Raw genomic sequence first — 18231 nt, forward strand, 5'->3', positions numbered from 1 at the left:
GCTATCTATTTTGTTTGCAGTAGCCTGCAAATAAAGTATCTTTGCAGATTAGAAGTAGTTAGAATTACGACGAATGAATCCATGCTAGGTATTTAAGTAAACGAAAAAGTTTACGAAAGTAAAGAGAAGATATCTAGAAATGGCTTGAGAAACTTTAGATTAATGAAAAATATCAGAAACTTTTGCATTATTGCACATATTGACCACGGTAAAAGTACCCTTGCCGATAGATTGTTGGATTATACAGGTTCGGTTACAGAACGTGAAAAGCAAAACCAACTGTTAGATAGCATGGATTTAGAGCGAGAACGTGGAATTACCATTAAATCGCATGCAATCCAAATGGATTATGTTTATGAAGGAGAGGATTATATTTTAAACTTGATTGACACTCCAGGTCACGTAGATTTTTCATACGAAGTTTCTCGTTCAATCGCAGCTTGTGAAGGAGCTTTATTAATTGTTGATGCAGCACAAAGTATTCAAGCACAAACAATTTCGAATCTCTATTTAGCCTTAGAAAATGACTTGGAAATTATTCCAGTATTAAATAAAGTAGATTTACCTTCAGCAAACCCAGAAGAAGTAACCGATGATATTGTTGATTTATTAGGATGTGAACCAGAAGATGTAATTCATGCAAGTGGAAAAACAGGTTTTGGTGTTGGTAATATTTTAGAAGCTATTATTAAAAAAATATCTGCTCCTAAAGGTAACCCTGATGCTCCATTGAAGGCTTTAATTTTTGACTCGGTGTATAATTCGTATCGAGGGATTGAAACCTATTTTAGAGTGATTGATGGATCTATTAAAAAGAACCAGCAGATAAAATTCATGGCAACAGGAAAGCAATATGGTGCCGATGAAGTAGGAACGCTAAAGTTAAGTCAGGTTGTAAAGCAAGAAATAAAAACAGGAGATGTTGGTTATTTAATCACAGGGATAAAAGCAGCAAAAGAAGTAAAAGTAGGAGATACTATTACCGATTTTGCAAACCCAACAGCTGAAAGAATAGAAGGGTTTGAAGATGTTAAACCAATGGTGTTTGCTGGGATTTATCCTGTAGATACAGAAGATTATGAAGAATTACGAGCCTCTATGGAGAAGCTTCAGTTAAATGATGCTTCGTTAGTTTTTCAACCAGAAAGTTCAGCAGCACTTGGTTTTGGTTTCCGATGTGGATTCTTAGGAATGCTACACATGGAGATTATTCAAGAACGTTTAGAACGCGAGTTTAATATGACGGTAATTACTACCGTTCCTAACGTAAGTTACCACGCATTTACGCATAAAAACCGAGATGAGATTATCATCGTTAATAACCCAACAGATTTACCAGATCCATCTAAATTAGATAGAGTAGAAGAGCCATTTATTAAGGCTTCAATTATTACAAAAGCTGATTTTGTAGGACAGGTAATGAGTCTTTGTATTGAAAAACGTGGACAAATTGTAAATCAAACCTATTTAACTCCAGAACGAGTTGAGTTGATTTTTGATATGCCATTAGCAGAGATTGTTTTCGATTTTTACGATCGATTAAAAACAGTTTCAAAAGGGTATGCGTCGTTTGATTATCACCCAATAGGTATGCAAAAATCGAAGTTAGTTCGTGTAGATATGTTATTAAATGGGCAACCTGTTGATGCGCTTTCTGCGTTATTACATGCTGATAATGCTTATTCGATAGGAAAACGTATTTGTGAGAAGTTAAAAGAGTTAATTCCGCGTCAACAGTTCGATATTCCTATTCAAGCAGCGATTGGAGCAAAAATCATCGCTCGTGAAACGGTTAAAGCTTTACGTAAAGATGTAACTGCAAAATGTTATGGAGGAGATATTTCTCGTAAGCGTAAATTATTAGAAAAACAAAAGAAAGGTAAAAAACGTATGCGTCAGGTTGGGAATGTAGAAATTCCACAGCAGGCGTTTATGGCAGTGTTAAAACTGAATGACTAGTTTTTTATAGAAAAAAAATATTAAAAAAGCCGTTTTGATTAATCAAAACGGCTTTTTTAATTGTTAGACTTAAACACTTAATCTCTATTTCCTAAAATTTGTAAAGCCCAATATAATAACATTGCTAAAGAACCAAGAGCAGCAACTAAATAGGTTCTTGCAGCCCATTTTAAAGCATCTTTAGAGCCTGCTAGTTCTTCACGAGTTACGATATTTTTGTTTTCTAACCAAGCTAATGCTCTGTTGCTAGCATCATATTCAACAGGTAAGGTTATAAAGCTGAAAATAGTACCTAAAGCCATAAAAGCTAAACCAGCTATTGCTATATAAAAACCAATACCCGTACTACCAGAAGCAGCACCAAAAGCAATACCACCAATTACCATCCATTGAGAAAAACGTGAGGTAATGCTTACCATGGGTACCAATTTAGATCGCATTTGTAAGTATTGGTAAGCTCTAGCGTGTTGTACAGCGTGTCCAACCTCGTGAGCAGCGACCGCAGCAGCAGCAGCATTTCGTTGGTTATATACAGCTTCACTTAGGTTTACAGTTTTGTTTTGCGGATTGTAGTGGTCGGTTAACATACCTGGAGTAGAAATTACCTGAACATCGGAAATGCCGTGATCAGCTAGCATTTTTTGAGCAATTTCAGAACCACTCATCCCATTACGTAAGTGAACCTGAGAGTATTTTTTAAACTTACGTTTTAACGTATTGCTCACTAACCAACTGAATAGCGATATAATACCAATTAGAATATAAAATCCTATCATAATCTATATAGTTTTAAATTTTTGTATCATTTTTGCTGGATAAATTTACAACATAAATTATTCCAAATTAATAACGGTATAAAAAAATGTCAAAATGACAAATCAACCTAAAATTTTAATAGTCTACACTGGAGGAACTATTGGTATGGTTAAAGACTATAATACTGGTGCATTAAAAGCATTTGATTTTAGCCAAATATCAAGTAAAATACCAGAATTACAGCAGCTTAATTGCGAAATAGAAACTATTTCGTTTGCTGAACCAATTGATTCATCAAACATGAGTGTAGCTTACTATATTCAAATTGCTGAAATAATCGCAAAAAATTATGACAAGTTTGATGGGTTTGTTGTGTTAACAGGGTCAGATACGATGTCGTATACATCATCAGCAATTAGTTTTATGTTTGAAAACTTGCAAAAACCTGTAATTTTCACAGGTTCACAATTACCTATTGGAGATTTGCGTACAGATGCCAAAGAAAACTTAATTACATCGATACAAGTTGCATCAGCTTATGAAAATGGAAAACCAATAATTCAAGAAGTTGGTTTGTATTTTGAATATAAGTTATACAGAGCCAATAGAACTACAAAGATAAATGCAGAACAATTTGAAGCGTTTGCTTCTATGAATTATCCTCCATTGGCAGAAAGTGGAGTGCATTTAAATTTTAATTACCCACTATTACTAAAACCTAAAGAAGGTAAAAAGAATTTGGTAGTAAGGAAGAATTTAGATAATCATGTAGCTATTTTAAAGTTATTTCCAGGTATTACAGAATTAGTAGTTAGAAGTTTTATGAATATTCCAAATTTAAAAGGAATTATTTTAGAAACTTACGGATCAGGTAATGCGCCAACCGAAAAATGGTTTGTTGATTTGTTAGAAGAATCAGTAAATAAAGGAATTTATATTGTTAATGTAACTCAATGTAAAGGAGGAAGCGTAATCTTAGGGCATTACGAAACAAGTTCAGAATTAAAACGCATTGGTATTGTTGATGGTAAGGATATTACAACAGAAACAGCCATTGCAAAAATGATGTATTTATTGGGAGAAAAGCTTTCAAAAGAAGAATTTACACATTATTTTCAAACACCACTTAGAGGAGAAATGGTTTAGTTTGTAAATAAATCGTTAATTTTGTGCTTGTAACTGCTTGAAATAGTATAGAAAAGAGTTAAAAAAGGGATGTTTAATAGAAATCATATAGATTTTTTTTAATGTACCAACATTTTTTTGTTACTTGCCACTCTGTAAAATTAAAAGCGTAATAAGTACAAGTAAAGAATTACTTATTTTGTAAAAAATTAAGTTATTCATAGTAAAATTTGTATTTTTAACCCGTTAACTATTTAAAATTAATTATAACAAAATGAAAAAAGTAGTAAATATCCTAACTGTTACAGGATTTATGTTTTTAGGAGCTATTCAATCAACTTATGCTCAAGACGCAGCAGCAGAAGGATCAGAAACTTTCCATCAAATCTTAAAAAGATATTTTATTGAGGGAGGCCCAGGTTTTATGGGAATTGTATTGGTAGCCTTAATTTTAGGTTTAGCTATTGCAATTGAAAGAATTATTTATTTAAACATGGCTACAACAAATACTAAAAAATTAGTAGCTAGCGTTGACGAAGCATTAAGTTCAGGTGGTGTAGAAGCTGCGAAAGAAGTTTGTAGAAATACAAAAGGTCCTGTTGCCTCTATCTTCTACCAAGGTTTAGAGAGAGCTGATGAAGGATTAGAAGCTGCTGAAAAAGCTGTAGTAGGATACGGTGGAGTACAAATGGGATTATTAGAGAAAAACATTTCATGGATTTCATTATTTATTGCATTAGCACCAATGTTAGGGTTCATGGGGACTGTAATTGGTATGATTAAATCATTTGATGCGATTGCTGTGGCTAATGATATTTCTCCGGCGGTAGTAGCAGTTGGTATTAAAGTAGCGCTTTTAACTACGGTATTTGGTTTAGTAGTAGCAATTATCTTACAAATTTTCTATAACTACATTATCTCTAAAGTAGATAGTATTGTTAACAATATGGAAGATGCATCTATTTCTTTAATCGATTTATTAGCTAAGTATAAAAAATAATAAAAGCATGAAGAACAATAGATTAATAACAATCGTTGTTGCTTTACTTTCTCTTGTCGGCATAGTCTTATTTCTTATGACCATGGGTGTAGACAGTGAAGATAGAGTAGCAATATCGGACGCAGTTTCTCCGTTAGTAACTTATTCTTTAGTATTATTAATATTAACAGCAGGAGTTACAATTTTAGCTTCAGTTTTTAGTTTATTCAAAAATCCAGCTGCTTTGAAAAAAGCATTGTTTGGTTTATTGGGTATTGGAGTATTATTAGTGATTTCATACATTCTTTCAAGTGATGGACAAGTTGTTGATGCAAATGAAAAAGTAATAGCAGTTGCGGGAGGTAGTGTTTCAAAAAATACAAGTACAGGTATTTGGTTAAGTATTATATTAATAGTAATCGCAGGAGGTTTCTTTGTTTGGGATTTATTAAAAGGAATCGTTAAATCATAAGTTAATATGGCAAGAAGAGAAAACCCAGAAATTAATGCAGGTTCGATGGCAGATATTGCCTTCTTGCTACTTATCTTTTTCCTTGTAACAACTACAATGGATGTTGATTCAGGTATCCCAAAAAAGTTAGCTGAAAAAACTGATGTAGAGCCACCAATTATTAAAGAAAAAAACATTTTTCAAGTTAGCATCAACCGTAATAATCAACTTTTAGTTGAAGAGGAAATTATGGAGTTGAAAGACTTAAAAGATGCTGCTATAAAATTTATAGATAATGGTGGAGGTATTGGTAATCCAATGCCAGGGAAAGAAGCAGGAGCTGCTTGTGATTACTGTAAAGGTGAAAAAGACTCAGGGTCATCAGATCACCCAAACAAAGCAGTAATCTCAGTTGAAAGTGATAGAGGTACTGAATTCGGTACTTATGTAGCTGTACAGAATGAGTTGTTAAGAGCTTATACTGAATTACGTAACAGATTGTGCCAAGAGAAATATGGTATGAGCTTTACTGAATTAGAACAAGCTTTTAAAGACAGCGCAAGAAAAGATGAGTCATTAAGAAGAAAAGTTGAAGATATTAAAGCGAGTTATCCTCAAATTATATCTGATTCTGAACCAACAAACGTTCAATAATAGTAAAACAATAGAATATGTCTAAGTTTAGAAAGAAGAAAAAAGGATTGCCAGCAGTATCTACGGCATCTTTACCAGATATTGTTTTTATGTTATTATTCTTTTTTATGGTAACTACTACCATGAGAGAAACAGACTTATTAATAGACTCTCCTCGTTTACCTAGTGCAAGTGAAGTAAAAAAGCTTGAGCGTAAAAGTTTGGTGAGTACAATTTATGTTGGTAAAGCAAAAGATGCTAAGTATGGTACAGGGTATAACAGAATACAATTAAACGATAAGATAGCCACGCCAGATGATGTGCCTTCGTTTATCTATCTTGAAAGAGATAATGTTTCTGAAGCTGAAGTACCTTTTATGACAACTTCAATAAAGGCAGATAAAGAATCGAGTGTAGGTACGTTAGCCGATATTCGTGAGAAATTAAGAGATGTTAATGCTCTTAAATTAAGTCTATCTACTCACAAAGGAGATGTTATTAAGAAGTAATTACTTTTAAATAAAACAAAAAGAGCAATCATTAGATTGCTCTTTTTTTATACAAAAAAAGGTATATTTATCGTTAGATAATTATTTATGAAGCACGTTGTAATTTTTTTAATGTTTTTTCTGTCATTAAACGCTTTTTGTCAGAAAGATTCTCTACAGTTGGGGGATAAGTATTGGGAAGACCAGTTATATATTGATATTACTTATAATTTACTACAAGATCAGCCAGATGAATTAGGTAAAACAGGTTTTTCATATGGGTTAGGAGCTGGATATATGAAAGATATACCCTTCAATAGAAAAGGAAAAACAGCTATTGCTTTTGGCTTAGGTTATAGCTATGACTCATTTAGTCATGAATTAAAAGTGTTAGAAGGTAGTGTTAAAGAATTTGAAACAGATGCAGATATTAGATCTAATAAAATAAAACTTCATAATTTAGAACTTCCTATTCAGTTTAGATGGCGATCTTCTGATGCAAACACTTACTCATTTTGGCGTTTTTATGCAGGGTTTAAAGTTTCTTACAACTTAAGTAATAACTTCCGATACGATTTACCATCAGGACAAGTTAGTTTTTCAAATGCTGAAAAGTATAATAAATGGCAAACCGGTTTAACTTTATCTGCAGGTTATGGTACATTTAACTTCCATGTGTATTATGGACTGTCTCCAATGTTTAAAGATGTTAGTCTTAATGGAAAACCAATAGATAGTAAAATAGTTAAACTTGGTTTAAGTTTTTATCTTTTGTAATTGACTATTAGTTTTTTAGGATAGTGTCTTTAAAAATCAAGAGGCTTCAAAAAGCCTCTTGAAACATTTTTAGTTAAGAGCAAATACCTAGAATGGGTCTTAATCCCTTTTTTTTACAAGCTCCTGAAGAGCATTCTGAATTAGAGTAACATAGTTTTCCTTTATCATCAGAGTTAACTGAGTCATAACCTCCACTGATAGACTTCTTTTCCATCTTACTTAATTTGTTTCCTAAATTCAAAATTTGTTTTTTCATAATTAAAGTTTTTTAAAATTATCTTTGATGAACATTTTCAAGACTCTCACCTTTAAGTCTGTCCTCCGTACGAGAGTATTTTAACCATCGTAATCTAATTATTTGTATATCTTAGTTTTACATTTGGATTCAATTCTAAAGTGAATCCAAATGTAATTTATAATTAAAGACAAAAAGTGAAAAAAACAATAGAAAAAGTATGGGTTTCCCTTACTTTTTAAGTAAAAATGTTTATAATAAATAAAAAACTAAAAAAGGAGCTATTAAACCAATAAAAAAACCAAGGTACACTTCTCTTACACTGTGAGCTTTTAAATGTAACCTAGAGCTTGCTAGAAGACCAGACAAGAAAATAAATGTTATAATTATAGGTAGTACGTAAACAGCTTGTATCTGCTGAAATAATAAGAAATATCCAACAGCTACTCCCATAGATAACAAATGAAGGCTTCCTTTAATTTTAAAAGGAAATAGTAAGTAAATAAAGCCTAAACCAAATACAGTTCCGTAAAATAGGTAGCTAATATCTTTTATAATGCTCATACTAGCGAACATTTTTCCTAGAATTAAAAACAAAGTCATCATAAAGAAAATAGGGAACTTTCGTTCATTAATACTGTGTACGCGAAAGGATTTTATATAACCAATAGATTTTAAAAAAACTAATAAAAGCATTGGTATAAGATAGGTAGCAACAAAAACTATTGCTAATATAGTATATTGCTGTTGTTTGTTTAAGCTTATTGGTGAAAGTAAGAAATATAAAATAATCCCTATAGTAGGCATTACAATAGGGTGTAGAATTGTTGATATGAATTTATACCAACGCATTAAATTTCTTTACGCAATCTTGCGACAGAAATGTCTAATTGTTCACGATACTTGGCAACTGTTCTTCTTGCAATAGGATATCCTTTTTCTTTTAAAATTTTTGATAGTTTTTCATCAGTAAGAGGTTTACGTTTGTCTTCCTCTTTAATTACAGTCTCCAAAATCTTCTTAATTTCTTTAGTAGACACATCTTCACCTTGGTCGTTTTTCATCGATTCAGAAAAGAAATCCTTTATCAATTTTGTACCATAGGGTGTAGAAACATATTTGCTACTTGCAACACGAGAAACAGTAGATACATCCATGCTAATTTCATCAGCAATATCTTTTAAAATCATAGGCTTTAATTTGCGCTCATCACCTGTTAAAAAATATGTTGACTGACGATGCATAATTGCACTCATAGTTATTAAAAGTGTCTGCTGACGTTGTTTTATAGCGTCTATAAACCACTTTGCAGCATCTAATTTTTGTTTTATAAAAAGTACTGCATCTTTTTGAGATTTAGTCTTCTCTTTAGCGTCCTGATACCCTTTTAACATGTTATTATATTCTCTCGAAACATGTAATTCAGGGGCGTTACGGGAATTTAAAGTTAAGTCTAAATTACCATCAATAATTTTAATTGAAAAATCAGGAACTATTTGCTCTGCAATTTTATTGTTTCCAGCGTAAGAGCTACCAGGTTTAGGGTTTAATCTACTTATTTCATTAATAACATCTTTTAGCTGTTCTTCAGAAATATTAAACTTTTCTTGAAGTTTATTGTAGTGTTTTTTAACAAAATGATCAAAAGCTTCTTCTAGAACTCTTACAGCTAAAGCTCTACTTTCATTTTCTGACTTTGCTTTTAATTGAATAATTAAGCATTCTTTTAAGTTTAAAGCACCAACTCCTGTAGGATCTAAGTTTTGGACTACATTAAGCAAAACATCTTGTACCTTTTCTTCAGTAGTAAAAACATTTTGAGTAAAAGCTAAGTCATCCACCAAATCTATAATATCTCTACGAATATAGCCGCTATCATCAATGCTACCTACTAAAAACTCGGCAATAGCACGTTCTTCTTCGTTAATTCGAAAGGTATTTAATTGGTTTTTTAATGATTGATGAAAGCTAGTACCAGCTGCATAAGGTATTTGTTTATCCTCATCGTCTGATGAGTAATTATTAGTCTGTGTTTTATAACTAGGGTATTCGTCATCACTTAAATACTCGTCAATATTTATATCGTCAGCATCTATCTTTTCATTGCCAGAATCATCATAATCAACATCATTGGCTATAGTATCTTCAAAATTTTCAGGCTCATCTTTACCCGTGTCTAATGCAGGGTTCTCTTCAATTTCTTGTTTCAAACGTTCTTCAAAAGCTTGCGTAGGCAATTGAATTAACTTCATCAACTGTATTTGTTGTGGAGATAATTTTTGAAGTAATTTTTGATGTAAACTTTGTTTTAGCATATATACAAAGATATGAAATAGGACAAAAAAAATCGCCATTCGTAAAGGAATGACGATTGTTATTTATAAGTTTTATGATTTTTTTAGAAATCAGCGTTTTGTGGCGTTCTTGGAAATGGAATTACATCACGAATATTGCTCATTCCAGTAGCAAATAAAACTAAACGTTCAAAACCTAAACCAAAACCAGAGTGTACAGCTGTACCAAACTTACGAGTGTCTAAATACCACCATAATTCTTCTTCAGGAATGTTTAACTCCGCCATTTTTTCTTTTAAAACATCTAAACGTTCTTCTCTTTCTGAACCTCCTACAATTTCTCCGATTCCAGGGAATAAAACATCCATGGCACGAACAGTTTTACCATCTTCATTTAAACGCATGTAAAATGCTTTTATGTTAGCTGGATAATCAAATAAGATTACTGGACATTTAAAATGTTTTTCAACTAAATAGCGCTCGTGTTCAGATTGTAAATCAACACCCCATTCGTTAACTGGAAATTGAAATTTTTTCTTTTTGTTAGGTTTAGAATTTCTTAAAATATCAATAGCTTCTGTATAGCTTACACGCTTAAAGTTATTGTCTACAACAAACTTTAATTTTTCAATTAAGCCCATTTCGCTACGTTGTGCTTGAGGCTTCGTTTTTTCTTCTTGTGCTAAGCGATTATCTAAGAAAGCTAAATCGTCTTTACAATTATCTAATACATATTGTAACACATATTTGATGAAGTCTTCAGAAAGGTCCATGTTAGCATCTAAATCATTAAAAGCTACTTCTGGTTCAATCATCCAAAACTCTGCTAAGTGACGTGTTGTATTTGAGTTTTCAGCTCTAAAAGTAGGTCCGAAAGTATATATTTTACCTAATGCCATGGCATAGGTTTCTCCTTCTAATTGACCAGAAACAGTTAAATTGGTCTCTTTTCCAAAGAAATCTTGAGAATAATCAATCCCACCTTCTTCATTTACAGGAGCCTTGTTTGCTTCAAATTGAGTTACTTTAAACATTTCACCAGCACCTTCAGCATCAGAACCTGTAATAATTGGAGTGTTTACATAGTAAAATCCGTTTTGTTGGAAATATTGATGTACTGCAAAAGATAATGCAGAACGTAAACGCATTACAGCACTAAAAGTGTTAGTTCTTACACGTAAATGAGCATTTTCACGTAAGAACTCTAAGCTATGTTTTTTAGGCTGAATTGGATACTCATCAGGATTTGAATCTCCTAAAATTTCTAAATTAGTTACTTTAACTTCTACTGTTTGTCCTTTACCTTGACTTTCAACTAAAGTACCTTGTATACTAACAGCAGCTCCGGTATTTATTCTTTTTAATAAAGTTTCGTCTGTATTTTCAAAATCTACAACGCACTGAATATTATTAATAGTAGAACCATCATTTAAAGCAATAAAACGATTGCTTCTAAAAGTTCTTACCCATCCTTTTACGTGTACTTCCTGTAAAAATTTGTCAGATTGTAATAAATCTTTAACGCTACTTCTTTTCATGTCTTTATATCTTCAATAAAATCAAGCAAAGATACTTTTTTGCTGTTAATTAGCAATAAAGAGACCAAAGAATAAAGAGTTAACTTTTACTCGTTAAGTTCAATAGAAAAAATAAGTATTTATGAGTAAAATATGACTCCTTGATGCTAACCTTATTTGTCTTCCTTTGGAGGTAATATTTTAAACTTAGTTTCTTTTAAAACTTTCTTGTTTGCTATCTTCTTCTCAAACGAAAGTAGGAGAGAAGGCAATAATAATAAGTTTGAAACCATGGCTAACAATAATGTAACAGAAACTAAACCTCCTAAGGCTATAGTACCACCGAAACTTGAAACAGTAAATACTAAAAACCCAAAGAAAAGTACAATAGAAGTATAGAACATACTTACTCCTGTTTCTCTTAAAGCTGAGTATACAGCAGGTTTTATTTTCCAATTGTTAGCTAGCAGTTCTTGTCGATATTTAGCAAGGAAGTGAATTGTATCATCTACCGAAATACCAAAGGCAATACTAAATACTAAAATTGTTGAAGGTTTTATAGGGATGCCAAAGAACCCCATTAACCCGCCAGTAATTAATAGAGGGAGCATATTAGGAATCAGTGAGATTAATATCATTTGAGGAGAACGGAACATCCACGCCATAAATATTGAAATTAATATTATTGCTAAGGATAGTGAGATAACTAAGTTTTTAATTAGGTAATTGGTTCCTTTCAAGAAAACTAACGCTTTACCTGTTAGAGAAACGTCAAATTTTTCACCTGGAAATTGCTTATTAATTACAGCCTGTAGTCGCTCTTGGATAATATCCATTTTATCAGTGCCAATATCCTTCATAAAGGTAGTGATACGTGCGTAACGTCCGGTACTATCCACAAAGTTTTTCAGCATTCCGGAGTTACTATCTGAGTTTTTAGTATACGAAAAAATATAAGTTTTTTCTTGACTTGTCGGTAGTTGATAGTATTTTGGGTTTCCGTTGTAGTAAGCTTGTTTAGAGTATTTTACTAAGTTGGTAATAGAAATAGGCTTAGATAATTCAGGAAAAGTTTCAATGGTTTCATTGAGCTTTTCCATCTTTTTCAGTGTAGAAAGTTTCATAACACCTTTTTCTCTTTTGGTGTCAATTAAAATTTCTAGAGGCATAATTCCTCCAAACTCATATTCAAAAAACTTTATATCTTTATAAAACTGTTTTCCTTTAGGCATGTCTTCAATCAAACTACCTGATACACGAATCATGTATAGTCCAATCATACTTAATATGATTATAGAAACGGTAGTGATATAAATGGCAATTCGTTGCTTTTTCACCATGCGTTCCATCCAAGAAACAACATTGCCCATCCACTTTTTTTCTAAATGATTTAAGTGTTTTTTCTCTGGAAGAGGCATAAAACTGTATATAATCGGAATGATTAATAACGCCAAAATAAAAATACTAATGATGTTTACAGATGCTAAAACACCAAATTCACGCATTAGTCTACTTTTAACAAATATAAAAGTAGCAAAACCTGAAGCAGTAGTAATGTTGGTCATCAATGTTGCATTTCCAACCTTTGAAATTACACGTTGTAATGATTTTGCTTGATTTCCGTGTTTTTTTACTTCTTGTTGATATTTATTAATCAGAAAAACTGCGTTAGGTACTCCAATTACAATAATTAAAGGCGGAATTAAAGCTGATAATACAGTAATTTCATAACGGAATAACCCCATAAAACCAAAAGCCCAAGTTACTCCAACGCTTACTACTAGTAAAGTAATAAATGTAGCTCTAAATGAACGGAAAAAGAAGAAAAAGATGATAGCAGTTATGAGTAAGGCACCTATAACAAAAATTCCCATTTCATCTGTGATGTTCTGAGAATTCAAGGTTCTTATATAAGGCATACCAGAAACACGAACATCTATTTTATGATCTTTTTCAAAAGACTTTATGGTAGGGATTAATACATCATAAACAAAATCTTTACGAATAGGAGTGTTTACAATATCTTTATTTAAATAAATAGCTGTTTGTAAAGTACCTTTATCGTTGTATAGTAAATTATTGTAAAAAGGAAGCTTTTCAAAAAGTTGTTTCTTTATATTTTTAATTTCCTCATCAGTAGAAGGAGCTTCTTCAAATAGTGGTTCAACAACAAACTTTCGTTTCTTTCTATCTGCCTTTAACTGTTGAACATCTGCAACAGAAACGGTAAAATCTACTTGTGGTAAAGTATCTAAATCTTTAACAAGCTTATTCCATGCGTTAAATTTAGCAGGTGTAAATATTGTAGAATCTTTTACACCTAAAATAATAAGGTTACCTTCTTCTCCAAAGATTTCTAAAAACTTATTATATTCAAGGTTAACCTCATGATCGGTAGGAAGTAAATTGGCTTCTGCATATGAGAAGCGCATATATTTCATCTGAGTGACTAAAAGCCCTGTAATTATAGCAATAGTAATTAAAACTAAGTAACGATTTCGCAACAAGAAGCCTGCGATTTTGGTCCAAAAAGTCATCCAAAAAAAATTTCAGCAAAGTTATGCTAAATGAATTAATTAAACGAAAAAAAGAGCGTCATATGACGCTCTTTTTTAACTATTTTTTAAAATGAAATTATACAGTCATAATCTCTTTTTCTTTAACAGTATATTTTTCATCGATTATTTTTACGTAATCGTCAGTTAATGTTTGAACTTGAGCTTCAGTATTTTTCTTCATGTCATCAGAAATATCCACTTTTTTAATTTCGTTATTAGCATCTTTACGTGCATTACGAATTCCTACTTTGGCATGTTCTGCTTCAGCTTTTGCTTGTTTTGCTAATCCTTTACGACGCTCTTCTGTCAATGGAGGAACATTGATTATAATATTCTCTCCATTATTCATTGGGTTGAAACCGATGTTTGCAAGCATAATAGCTTTTTCGATTTCTTGTAACATGTTCTTTTCCCAAGGCTGAATTGCTATGGTTCTAGCATCAGGAGTATTTACGTTTGCTACTTGTGATAATGGTGTTTGAGAACCGTAGTAATCTACCATAATTGTACTTAACATAGCAGGAGTGGCTCTACCAGCTCTAATTCCTGCTAATTCTTTTTCTAAGTGGCTAATAGCTTTATCCATTGCCTCTTTCGTCGAATCTAAAATAAAATCAATCTCTTCGTTCATTTTGTTCGTATTTAAAAACCTCAAACAGTTTGAGGATAATTTTTCAATTTATTCGTTGTCAACTATTGTTCCAATATTTTCTCCAGAAACTAATTTTAATAGGTTTCCTTGTTTGTTCATATCAAAAACAATAATTGGTAATTTGTTTTCTTCACTTAAGGTAAAAGCTGTCATATCCATTACTTTTAAGCCTTTTTCAATGACGTCTTTAAAGGTAATATTTTCATACTTAACAGCATCTTTATCTTTTTCAGGATCTGCTGTATAAATACCATCAACACGTGTACCTTTTAAAATAGCATCAGCATTAACTTCAATAGCTCTTAATACAGCTGCTGTATCGGTTGTAAAATATGGATTTCCTGTTCCTCCACCAAAAATTACAACACGCCCTTTTTCTAAATGACGATTTGCACGACGTTTTATATAAGGTTCTGCAATTTCTTTAATTTCAATAGCGGTCTGTAAACGTGTATGGATTCCTTCGTCTTCTAAAGCACTTTGTAATGCTAATCCGTTAATACAAGTAGCTAACATCCCCATGTGGTCACCTTGTACACGATCCATACCTTGGCTAGCACCAGCAACTCCTCTAAAAATATTTCCACCACCAATTACAATGGCTACTTCTACGCCTTTATTTATAACTTGTTTTATTTCTTGGGCATACTCTTTAAGTCTGTTTGGGTCAATTCCATATTGACGCTCTCCCATTAGTGCCTCACCACTTAATTTTAAAAGGATTCTTTTGTATTGCATTTGTTTTGTTGAAAGTTGTGCAAAGCTACATATTTTTTTTATTCTAATTTTAACACATAAAAAAAAACCACCCAAAAATGGATGGTTTTCTATAATATAGTTGTTGAGAATTATCCTAAAGTAACTCTTACGAAGTTTTTAACTTCAACATCACCGTAAGAAGAAACGTATTCTGCAACAGTTTTCTTTTCGTCTTTAATAAACTTTTGATCTAATAAACATTGTTCTTGATCTAAAGTAGTATTGTCAGAGATAAATCTTTCCATTTTACCTGGTAAGATTTTATCCCAAATTTGTTCTGGTTTACCTTCAGCTTTTAATTGCTCTTTAGCTTCTTCTTCAGCTTTAGCGATAGCTTCATCAGTTAATTGTAAACGAGAAACAAACTGAGGAACGTTCTTTAAAGTTTTACCTAAACGTACTAATTCTTCGTTATCTTTTATAATTGCAGCAATTCTAGCTTCAGTTTCAGAAGCTACATAAGCAGGATCAAAGTCTTTGTAAGATAAAGAAGTTGCCCCCATTGAAGCAGCTTGCATAGCTAAGTCTTTAGTTAACTCAGCAGCATTATCTACAACAGCAGTTAAACCAACTATAGCAGCAATTTTACCAACGTGAGTATAAGCTCCTACATATGGTGCTTCGATTTTTTCGAAAGCAGTAATATCGATTTTCTCACCGATAACTCCTGTTTGCTCGATTAATTTTTCAGCAACGGTTACTCCACCAAAATCAGCAGCTAAAAACTCTTCTTTTGTGTTGTAGTTAAAAGCGATGTTTACAAATTCTTGCGCTAATTCTTTGAAAGAATCGTTTTTTGATACGAAATCTGTTTCACATGCTAATACGATAGCAACACCGTAAGTGTTATCATCGCTAATTTTTGTAATAGCTACACCTTCAGTAGACTCTCTATCGGCTCTTTTAGCAGCGATTTTTTGTCCTTTTTTACGTAAAATTTCAATAGCTTTATCAAAATTACCTTCAGCTTCTACTAATGCATTTTTACAATCCATCATACCAGCTCCGGTAGTTTCTCTTAATTTTTTTACGTCTGCAGCGCTAATTTTTACTGACATTTCTATCGTTATTTTTTAGTTGTAAATATATTGTTGTACAAAGTTGTAAAAATTTAAAGGTTTCAATGTAATGAAACCTTTAAATTAAAAATTATTTTGCTTCTTCTTTTGTTGGAGCTTCAGCTGTTTTTTCTTTATCAGCTTTAGCTTTTTCTTTGTCAGCTTTTCTTTCAGTTAAGCCTTCAGCAATTGAATCTGTTACATACGATAATACTTTATCGATAGATTTAGAAGCATCATCATTTGCAGGAATTACAAAATCAATCGGTCTAGGATCAGAGTTTGTATCAACCATTGCAAAGATTGGAATGTTTAATTTTTGTGCTTCAGCAACAGCTATGTGCTCTTTCTTTACATCAATTACAAATAAAGCTCCTGGTAAACGAGTCATATCAGAAATTGAACCTAAATTCTTTTCTAATTTTTCACGTTGACGAGTGATTTGTAATTTTTCTCTTTTAGATAATGCATCAAAAGAACCATCAGTCTTCATTCTATCGATAGAAGTCATTTTCTTAACGGCTTTACGAATAGTAACGAAGTTTGTTAACATACCACCTGGCCAACGCTCAGTAATGTAAGGCATGTTTACAGCTTCAGCTTTTTCAGCAACGATATCTTTAGCTTGCTTTTTAGTTGCAACGAATAAGATTTTACGTCCCGAGTTAGCTATTTTTTGTAACGCAGCAGAAGCTTCGTCAATTTTAGCTGAAGTTTTGTACAAATCGATGATGTGAACACCATTACGCTCTGTATAAATGTATGGAGCCATGTTAGGGTTCCATTTTCTTGTTAAGTGACCAAAGTGTACGCCACTTTCTAATAATTCTTGAATGTTTGCCATTTTAATAAATGTGTTTACGTTCTGTTTTCGCAATATTTCAGTAGTTATTAAGTCTGAAATATTTAGATACTAAACTGTTAAAAATTGATTTATAAATAACAGTCTCAAAACATTTAAATACTGAAACAAGTCCAGTAAAAATATTAACGTTTAGAGAACTGGAATTTCTTACGTGCTTTCTTCTGACCGAATTTCTTACGTTCAACCATTCTTGGATCACGAGTTAATAACCCTTCTGGTTTTAATACAGCTTTGTTTTCTTCGTTAATAGCTACTAATGCTCTAGTAATTGCTAAACGAATAGCTTCAGCTTGACCAGTAACACCACCACCATATACGTTTACTTTAACGTCGTAAGCCTCTAAGTTTTCAGTTAACATTAAAGGTTGTTGAACTTTGTATTGTAAAGTTGGTGTAGTGAAATAGTTTTTAAACTCTCTTTTGTTGACAGTGATGTTTCCACTTCCTTGAGAAACATAAACACGAGCAACAGCTGTTTTTCTTCTACCTATTTTGTGTACAGTTTCCATAATTATTTAAGATCGTTAAGGTTAATAGTTCTAGGTTTTTGAGCTTCTTGATCATGCTCTGTACCTGCGTAAACATATAAATTTCTGAATAACGCACTACCTAATTTGTTTTTAGGTAACATTCCTTTTACTGCTTTTTCGATTAATCTTGTAGGATCTTTTTCGAACATTTCTGTAGCAGTTAATGATCTTTGACCTCCTGGGTATCCTGTGTGACGGATGTAAGATTTATCAGTCCACTTTTTACCTGTTAGGTTGATTTTTTCAGCGTTGATAATAACAACGTTGTCTCCACAATCTACGTGAGGAGTATAATTAGTCTTGTACTTACCTCTAATAAGTTTTGCAACTTTAGAAGCTAGACGACCCAATGTTTGCCCGTCCGCATCAACTAAAACCCACTCTTTGTTTACGGTAGCTTTATTAGCTGATACTGTTTTGTAACTTAATGTGTTCATAATTACACGATTAGTTTTTGTCTATTAATAATAATTTTTGTCCTTTAAAAAGGTCTGCAAATGTACGATTAATTATTTGATTGACAAATAGCGTGTTAGTTTAATTTTTAAGCTGTTTACTTTAGTTAAATGAACTTCATAAAAAAAAGCGTGCTTTA

Annotated in this window: 19 protein-coding genes; 7 read left to right on the plus strand and 12 right to left on the minus strand. The window is 32.1% G+C overall.

Going from position 1 to position 18231, the window contains the following annotated elements:
* The first annotated feature begins 162 nt into the window (after window positions 1-162).
* Window positions 163-1959, plus strand: coding sequence for a translation elongation factor 4 (lepA, locus tag ACQYZ7_RS04805; RefSeq protein ID WP_430728633.1), 1797 nt, complete (start codon window positions 163-165; stop codon window positions 1957-1959).
* A 77-nt stretch (window positions 1960-2036) separates the two neighbouring features.
* Here lepA and ACQYZ7_RS04810 read toward each other — a convergent pair whose 3' ends face one another.
* Window positions 2037-2735: a zinc metallopeptidase gene (locus ACQYZ7_RS04810; RefSeq protein ID WP_430728634.1), complete on the minus strand. Its 699-nt coding sequence runs from the start codon at window positions 2733-2735 to the stop codon at window positions 2037-2039.
* A 94-nt stretch (window positions 2736-2829) separates the two neighbouring features.
* On the opposite strand from ACQYZ7_RS04810, the gene ACQYZ7_RS04815 reads away from it, so the two are divergent.
* From ACQYZ7_RS04815 to ACQYZ7_RS04840, 6 genes are all read left to right on the plus strand, one after another.
* On the plus strand, window positions 2830-3861 hold the full coding sequence (locus ACQYZ7_RS04815) for an asparaginase (RefSeq protein ID WP_430728635.1): 1032 nt from the start codon (window positions 2830-2832) through the stop codon (window positions 3859-3861).
* Between the two features lie 253 nt (window positions 3862-4114).
* Window positions 4115-4840: a MotA/TolQ/ExbB proton channel family protein gene (locus tag ACQYZ7_RS04820; RefSeq protein ID WP_430728636.1), complete on the plus strand. Its 726-nt coding sequence runs from the start codon at window positions 4115-4117 to the stop codon at window positions 4838-4840.
* A 7-nt stretch (window positions 4841-4847) separates the two neighbouring features.
* Entirely contained in the window at window positions 4848-5291 is a 444-nt protein-coding gene (locus tag ACQYZ7_RS04825) for a hypothetical protein (protein WP_430728637.1), read from the plus strand.
* Between the two features lie 6 nt (window positions 5292-5297).
* On the plus strand, window positions 5298-5924 hold the full coding sequence (locus ACQYZ7_RS04830; RefSeq protein ID WP_430728638.1) for an ExbD/TolR family protein: 627 nt from the start codon (window positions 5298-5300) through the stop codon (window positions 5922-5924).
* Between the two features lie 17 nt (window positions 5925-5941).
* Entirely contained in the window at window positions 5942-6412 is a 471-nt protein-coding gene (locus ACQYZ7_RS04835; protein WP_430728639.1) for an ExbD/TolR family protein, read from the plus strand.
* A gap of 87 nt (window positions 6413-6499) precedes the next feature.
* Window positions 6500-7168, plus strand: a complete 669-nt coding sequence (locus tag ACQYZ7_RS04840) for a porin family protein (protein WP_430728640.1) — start codon at window positions 6500-6502, stop codon at window positions 7166-7168.
* 73 nt (window positions 7169-7241) lie between these two features.
* Here ACQYZ7_RS04840 and ACQYZ7_RS04845 read toward each other — a convergent pair whose 3' ends face one another.
* The 11 genes from ACQYZ7_RS04845 to rplM form a co-directional block, all read right to left on the minus strand.
* Window positions 7242-7424, minus strand: coding sequence for a hypothetical protein (locus ACQYZ7_RS04845; protein WP_430728641.1), 183 nt, complete (start codon window positions 7422-7424; stop codon window positions 7242-7244).
* 231 nt (window positions 7425-7655) lie between these two features.
* Window positions 7656-8255 carry a hypothetical protein gene (locus ACQYZ7_RS04850; RefSeq protein ID WP_430728642.1) on the minus strand — a complete coding sequence of 200 codons (600 nt, stop codon included), beginning with the start codon at window positions 8253-8255 and terminating at the stop codon, window positions 7656-7658.
* Window positions 8255-9718 carry an RNA polymerase factor sigma-54 gene (gene rpoN / locus ACQYZ7_RS04855; RefSeq protein WP_430728643.1) on the minus strand — a complete coding sequence of 488 codons (1464 nt, stop codon included), beginning with the start codon at window positions 9716-9718 and terminating at the stop codon, window positions 8255-8257. Before rpoN ends, ACQYZ7_RS04850 begins: the two co-directional genes overlap by 1 nt.
* 83 nt (window positions 9719-9801) lie before the next feature.
* Window positions 9802-11235 carry an asparagine--tRNA ligase gene (asnS, locus tag ACQYZ7_RS04860; protein ID WP_430728644.1) on the minus strand — a complete coding sequence of 478 codons (1434 nt, stop codon included), beginning with the start codon at window positions 11233-11235 and terminating at the stop codon, window positions 9802-9804.
* Between the two features lie 152 nt (window positions 11236-11387).
* A complete protein-coding gene (locus ACQYZ7_RS04865; protein WP_430728645.1) occupies window positions 11388-13751 on the minus strand; it encodes an efflux RND transporter permease subunit in 2364 nt (787 codons plus the stop codon).
* Between the two features lie 97 nt (window positions 13752-13848).
* Window positions 13849-14403, minus strand: coding sequence for a ribosome recycling factor (gene frr / locus ACQYZ7_RS04870; RefSeq protein ID WP_430728646.1), 555 nt, complete (start codon window positions 14401-14403; stop codon window positions 13849-13851).
* A gap of 48 nt (window positions 14404-14451) precedes the next feature.
* Entirely contained in the window at window positions 14452-15162 is a 711-nt protein-coding gene (gene pyrH, locus ACQYZ7_RS04875) for a UMP kinase (RefSeq protein WP_115899975.1), read from the minus strand.
* Window positions 15163-15272: 110 nt separating this feature from the next.
* Window positions 15273-16241 carry a translation elongation factor Ts gene (tsf, locus tag ACQYZ7_RS04880; RefSeq protein WP_430728647.1) on the minus strand — a complete coding sequence of 323 codons (969 nt, stop codon included), beginning with the start codon at window positions 16239-16241 and terminating at the stop codon, window positions 15273-15275.
* Between the two features lie 91 nt (window positions 16242-16332).
* Window positions 16333-17085 (minus strand): 30S ribosomal protein S2, encoded by a 753-nt coding sequence (gene rpsB, locus ACQYZ7_RS04885; protein WP_430728648.1) that lies wholly within the window; start codon window positions 17083-17085, stop codon window positions 16333-16335.
* A 143-nt stretch (window positions 17086-17228) separates the two neighbouring features.
* On the minus strand, window positions 17229-17615 hold the full coding sequence (gene rpsI / locus ACQYZ7_RS04890) for a 30S ribosomal protein S9 (RefSeq protein ID WP_115899978.1): 387 nt from the start codon (window positions 17613-17615) through the stop codon (window positions 17229-17231).
* A 2-nt stretch (window positions 17616-17617) separates the two neighbouring features.
* Window positions 17618-18073 carry a 50S ribosomal protein L13 gene (rplM, locus tag ACQYZ7_RS04895; RefSeq protein WP_430728649.1) on the minus strand — a complete coding sequence of 152 codons (456 nt, stop codon included), beginning with the start codon at window positions 18071-18073 and terminating at the stop codon, window positions 17618-17620.
* Window positions 18074-18231: the final 158 nt, after the last annotated feature.

Origin of the sequence: Tenacibaculum sp. SDUM215027 (genome assembly GCF_050566205.1) — a bacterium.
Lineage (GTDB): Bacteria > Bacteroidota > Bacteroidia > Flavobacteriales > Flavobacteriaceae > Polaribacter.

Bases quoted from the DNA above. Each gene is read 5' to 3' on its own strand.
- rpoN (WP_430728643.1), bottom strand. From the start codon at position 9,718: ATGCTAAAACAAAGTTTACATCAAAAATTACTTCAAAAATTATCTCCA.
- tsf (WP_430728647.1), bottom strand. From the start codon at position 16,241: ATGTCAGTAAAAATTAGCGCTGCAGACGTAAAAAAATTAAGAGAAACT.
- ACQYZ7_RS04830 (WP_430728638.1), top strand. From the start codon at position 5,298: ATGGCAAGAAGAGAAAACCCAGAAATTAATGCAGGTTCGATGGCAGAT.
- ACQYZ7_RS04820 (WP_430728636.1), top strand. From the start codon at position 4,115: ATGAAAAAAGTAGTAAATATCCTAACTGTTACAGGATTTATGTTTTTA.
- frr (WP_430728646.1), bottom strand. From the start codon at position 14,403: ATGAACGAAGAGATTGATTTTATTTTAGATTCGACGAAAGAGGCAATG.
- ACQYZ7_RS04845 (WP_430728641.1), bottom strand. From the start codon at position 7,424: ATGAAAAAACAAATTTTGAATTTAGGAAACAAATTAAGTAAGATGGAA.
- ACQYZ7_RS04850 (WP_430728642.1), bottom strand. From the start codon at position 8,255: ATGCGTTGGTATAAATTCATATCAACAATTCTACACCCTATTGTAATG.
- ACQYZ7_RS04865 (WP_430728645.1), bottom strand. From the start codon at position 13,751: ATGACTTTTTGGACCAAAATCGCAGGCTTCTTGTTGCGAAATCGTTAC.
- rplM (WP_430728649.1), bottom strand. From the start codon at position 18,073: ATGAACACATTAAGTTACAAAACAGTATCAGCTAATAAAGCTACCGTA.
- ACQYZ7_RS04840 (WP_430728640.1), top strand. From the start codon at position 6,500: ATGAAGCACGTTGTAATTTTTTTAATGTTTTTTCTGTCATTAAACGCT.
- ACQYZ7_RS04835 (WP_430728639.1), top strand. From the start codon at position 5,942: ATGTCTAAGTTTAGAAAGAAGAAAAAAGGATTGCCAGCAGTATCTACG.
- rpsI (WP_115899978.1), bottom strand. From the start codon at position 17,615: ATGGAAACTGTACACAAAATAGGTAGAAGAAAAACAGCTGTTGCTCGT.
- ACQYZ7_RS04815 (WP_430728635.1), top strand. From the start codon at position 2,830: ATGACAAATCAACCTAAAATTTTAATAGTCTACACTGGAGGAACTATT.
- asnS (WP_430728644.1), bottom strand. From the start codon at position 11,235: ATGAAAAGAAGTAGCGTTAAAGATTTATTACAATCTGACAAATTTTTA.
- ACQYZ7_RS04825 (WP_430728637.1), top strand. From the start codon at position 4,848: ATGAAGAACAATAGATTAATAACAATCGTTGTTGCTTTACTTTCTCTT.
- lepA (WP_430728633.1), top strand. From the start codon at position 163: ATGAAAAATATCAGAAACTTTTGCATTATTGCACATATTGACCACGGT.
- rpsB (WP_430728648.1), bottom strand. From the start codon at position 17,085: ATGGCAAACATTCAAGAATTATTAGAAAGTGGCGTACACTTTGGTCAC.
- ACQYZ7_RS04810 (WP_430728634.1), bottom strand. From the start codon at position 2,735: ATGATAGGATTTTATATTCTAATTGGTATTATATCGCTATTCAGTTGG.
- pyrH (WP_115899975.1), bottom strand. From the start codon at position 15,162: ATGCAATACAAAAGAATCCTTTTAAAATTAAGTGGTGAGGCACTAATG.